This window comes from Brochothrix sp., assembly GCF_017549435.1.
GTDB lineage: Bacteria > Bacillota > Bacilli > Lactobacillales > Listeriaceae > Brochothrix > Brochothrix thermosphacta.
The window spans coordinates 1-4,447 of the sequence record NZ_JAFYUW010000160.1; the positions used below are offsets into that span (position 1 = coordinate 1).

The following is a 4,447-nucleotide window of genomic DNA, read 5'->3' on the forward strand; positions in this document are numbered from 1 at the left end:
AATGACCATAACACCTAATAAATACCAGGTAGTTTGCAAAATAACAAGCTTCTTATCACCCGTAACTAAAAAAATCATTGCCACACTTATGAGATATAAAAAGGTGACGATCACTGCGATATTAGCACTTAAAATACCGGCTTCACTTTTAATATTTTTTTCAGTCATATTGACCTCCCCCTTGCCTCCTCTGTATTAAGAAAAAGTTTTAATGTTCTATCCATAAGAAGACACTCATTCTATTGTACAAGCTAGATAGCAACGGTTGCAAATGATTAGCGGTACTGTCTAACTAATAACTGACGCAATAACTCCTGTGTCACACTAGTAAAATAATTACTATTAACTATACCAACATTCCTTTTTAATTTATTTCAAAAAAAGAACCCCGACGACTGTCAGGGTTAAAATTTCTATTAATTAAACATCGAATGTTTGGTGACAAACCTCAGCCGCTTCCAACATTTTAACTTCTGGTACAACCACTGAAACTTTAATTTCAGACGTACTAATCATCCGAACTGAGATGCCCGCATTGCGCAACACTGTAAACATTTGAGCGGCTACACCAGGGTTTGAAACCATTCCAGATCCTACAATCGATACTTTTGCTAAGCCGCTTTCAGTTACAAGATCATGATAACCAATCGCTGCCTTGTTTTGTTCTAATACGCGTAACGCTTCTTCTAAGTCTGCTTCTTTTAATGAAAAAGATACTGCTGATGGTCCAGCTTCCTCACCGATACTTTGAACAATGATATCAACATTCACATGCTCTTCTGCTAGTTTCGTAAAGATACATGCCACATTCATTTTATCAACTGATTTAAAACTCACTCGAATACGTGCGATTTTATCATCAAATGCAACACCTCTTACAACTTGTTTTGTTTCCAATAAATTTCCCTCCTTAATCATTGTTCCTACTTCAACTACATGTGCGCCACGAACCTCAAGTGGTATATTAAAATTTTTAGCATACTCAACTGCACGAGGATGTAAAACACCCGCTCCTAAATTAGCTAATTCAAGCATTTCATCGTAATCAATTTCAGCAAGTTTACGCGCCTCTGAAATATAACGAGGATCACTTGTATAAACACCAACAACATCTGTACATATACTGCATTTTTCAGCTCCAAGTGCTGCAGCTAAAGCAACTGCGGTTGTATCGGATCCCCCACGTCCTAAAGTTGTAATCTCACCATTTTCACTTAAACCTTGAAACCCTGCAACAACAACAATTTTCCCCTCATCTAACGCTTTACCCACATTAGTAGTAAGAATATTTTGAATTCTTGCATTGCCATGAATCTCTTCTGTCACCAATCCCGCTTGCCAACCCGTATATGAAATTGCTGCATGTCCTTCATGTTCTATTGCCATTGCCAATAAAGCAATCGTGACCTGTTCTCCTGTTGATAATAACATGTCCATTTCACGAGATGGTGCTTTGGGATTGATTTGTTCTGCTAAATTAACCAAATGATCGGTTGATTTTCCCATTGCTGAAACAACTACAACTACTTCATGTCCCTTTTCTTTTTCTCTGATTGCCTGCTCTGCGGTTGCTTTAATTTTTGCAACATCACCGACAGATGTGCCACCAAATTTTAAAACCACTTTCCCCACGCCTGTCACTCTCCTCTGTGTACGATTTAGTTAAACGAACGGTTGTCCAGTGTTTATATTCAAAAAAACGTCGCCATTTTAAGAGCATAAGCCTGCGCTTAGTTTCTCAAATTGACAACGTTCCAAACAATCAGTTTGTATGTTTTCAATGAGAATAGCCCTCCAAGACTTCTTGACAATGTGTTATATCTTATACAACACACCAGCAGGTTCATTAACGAACGTCCCCCACTTCGGCGATAACCCCTTTCAAATACTTTCAACTGTGCTCGTAAACACATCCAATACCCTACTGATAGCTCTCGCGCCTCTATCCACATTCTATTTAACTATTGTTCTTATTGTAGCTTACCTTCACCTACGAATCAACCCTCAATTGTATCTTTATTTTTTAATACCTTTGTGAGAATTGCGATAGCCTTATTTAATTCAACTGTTGTAATCGTTAATGGTGGCAATAATCTTAGCACATTGGTTCCTGCTGACAATACCAATAAGCCTTCTTTACGACAGGCTGTAATAAAATCAGCAACAGCACTATCACACTCGATCCCTATCAATAACCCTTGTCCTCGAACAGTTTTAAAAAACGGGAATTTTTCGGTCAGCAACTGTAATTCACTTACTAAGTTGATGCTTGTTGCGTCTACTTGTGCTAAGAATCCTTCCGCCGTCATTGTGTTTATCACCGCTTCAGAAGCAGCCATCGCTAAATAATTACCACCAAATGTTGAGCCATGTGATCCTGGCGTAAATGCTTGGGCCACTGCCGTTTTTGCATAGAGCGCGCCTGCTGGAATGCCGTTCGCAATTCCTTTTGCTAATGTCATGATATCGGGTACAAATGAATAGTTTTGTGAAGCAAATAATTGACCTGTTCTTCCAAAACCTGTTTGAACCTCATCAACAATCACTAAAATATTATGTGCCTGGCAAATTGCTATCACCTCATCGATGAATGACTGTTCCGCAACATGAACGCCACCTTCACCTTGAATCAGTTCTAACATTACAGCTGCAACATCCTCATCTTTTTCAATAGCAGCTTTCAAAGCAGCACTATCATTATAAGGTAAATAGGTAAAACCTGTTGGTAACGGACCAAAACCATCGTGTATTTTAGCTTGAGCCGTTGCTGTCATTGCTGCTACCGTACGTCCATGAAAAGAGTGTTGAAACGTAAAAATAGTTGTTTTACCCGTTTTTTTACGTGCTAACTTAATGGCTGCTTCATTTGCTTCTGCACCACTATTACAAAAGAACACTTGTCCTTCTTCTAAATGCTGAACAATTGCTTCAGCCACAGTTTCTTGCAGTCGATTTTCAAATAGATTTGACATGTGCCACACTTTTTTCAACTGTTCTGTTACCGCTAGCTCTACTGCCGGATGACGATGTCCCAAATTACAAACTGCAATACCTGATGTGAAATCAAGATATTGTTTACCCATTTCATCTGTTACATAGGCCCCCTCTGCTGACTCAATTGCTAGTGGAATTCGACTATAGTTTCCCATCAATGCTGCCATTTAAATCACCGCCTTTTTAGTAATCGCCGTCCCTGAAAGATGTAATTTATCTGTAATGTGAACGCTCTTAACACCTCGATTAACAGCCGTCACTGCACCTTTCACTTTTGGAATCATCCCCCCGATAATAATGCCACGGTCAATGTAATCTGTCATCATTTGAGGTACTGATTCTTGAATTACACGTTGATGCGCAAATACGCCTGGCACGTCCGTAAGTAGGATTAGTTTTTCAGCTTGCAAAGCACCCGCGATATGACAGGCTGCAATGTCCGCATTCACATTGTACAATTGGAAATTGGCGTCTACTCCTAATGGTGCAATAACAGGTGTCAAACCTTGGTCTAATAGCATATTCAAAAAATTAGCATTCACACGATCAACCGTACCAACATAACCCAATGCTTTATCTTGAACGGGTGTGACGCGCAATAAAAGGTTGTCGCTCCCATTTAATCCTATCGACTGGAATCCTTTCGCTGCAAACTTCAACACCATTTGTGTATTGATTTTTCCTGCCAGCACCATTGTTGCCACATCCAATACTTCACGACTTGTCACACGCAAGCCATTTTTCTTTTCAATATCAACATGAAGCTTTGTTAATAATTCATCTATTTGAGGCCCGCCTCCATGAACAAACACCAACCGTTTGCCAGCGTTTTGCCAATCCTTGATTTGCTCAAAAAAAGCAGGTTCTATTTTTTCTAACGCATTGCCTCCTAATTTAATAACAATTGTTCCACTCATATGTATTCCTCCTCTTATGTTCGATAAGCCGCATTTATTTTGACGTAATCATAACTTAAATCACATCCCCAGGCTGTGCCTGTTTCTGTTCCTAAATGTAAATCAATTACGACACTCACTTCTTTTTGTTGTAACACAGGGGATAGTACCGCTGCTTCATCTACTTCTACTGGCTCGCTTTGTACCAACACCGCAACATCGGAAATACTAATATCGACTGTATCTGGATTTACAGGTACCCCAGAATACCCGACAGCATCAATAATTCGTCCCCAGTTCCCGTCTTCGCCAAAGAATGCCGCTTTTACAAGGTTAGAACCAACAACCGTTTTCGCAATCAAACGTGCCTCTTCTTTATGCAATGCCCCATTAACAGTAACTTCAATCAATTTAGTTGCCCCTTCACCATCTTCAGCTACTTTTTTCGATAACACTGTGCAGACATATAATAACGCTTCTTTAAAGAGAGTCATTTCAGGATGATGTGCTGAAATAGGCTTATTACCTGCCATCCCGTTTGCCATTACCAATACCAT

The 4,447-nt window shown here is 39.6% G+C and carries 4 protein-coding genes and 1 riboswitch; all 4 genes read right to left on the reverse strand.

All coding sequences use genetic code 11. The features are described from left to right. Positions 1-420: 420 nt before the first annotated feature. Positions 421-1,632 (reverse strand): aspartate kinase, encoded by a 1,212-nt coding sequence (locus IKV95_RS10435; protein ID WP_069125676.1) that lies wholly within the window; start codon positions 1,630-1,632, stop codon positions 421-423. Positions 1,633-1,779: 147 nt separating this feature from the next. Then, positions 1,780-1,953: riboswitch (Lysine riboswitch) on the reverse strand. 44 nt (positions 1,954-1,997) lie between these two features. Then, complete coding sequence (locus tag IKV95_RS10440; protein WP_287451788.1) at positions 1,998-3,161, reverse strand: acetylornithine transaminase; 1,164 nt, start codon at positions 3,159-3,161, stop codon at positions 1,998-2,000. Then, positions 3,162-3,911: an acetylglutamate kinase gene (gene argB / locus IKV95_RS10445; protein ID WP_029092392.1), complete on the reverse strand. Its 750-nt coding sequence runs from the start codon at positions 3,909-3,911 to the stop codon at positions 3,162-3,164. A gap of 14 nt (positions 3,912-3,925) precedes the next feature. After that, on the reverse strand, positions 3,926-4,447 hold a 522-nt coding region (locus tag IKV95_RS10450; RefSeq protein ID WP_287451790.1), incomplete at its 5' end, for a bifunctional ornithine acetyltransferase/N-acetylglutamate synthase.

Coding starts and splice junctions, on each gene's coding strand:
- IKV95_RS10440 (WP_287451788.1), bottom strand. CDS start 3,161: ATGGCAGCATTGATGGGAAACTATAGTCGAATTCCACTAGCAATTGAG.
- argB (WP_029092392.1), bottom strand. CDS start 3,911: ATGAGTGGAACAATTGTTATTAAATTAGGAGGCAATGCGTTAGAAAAA.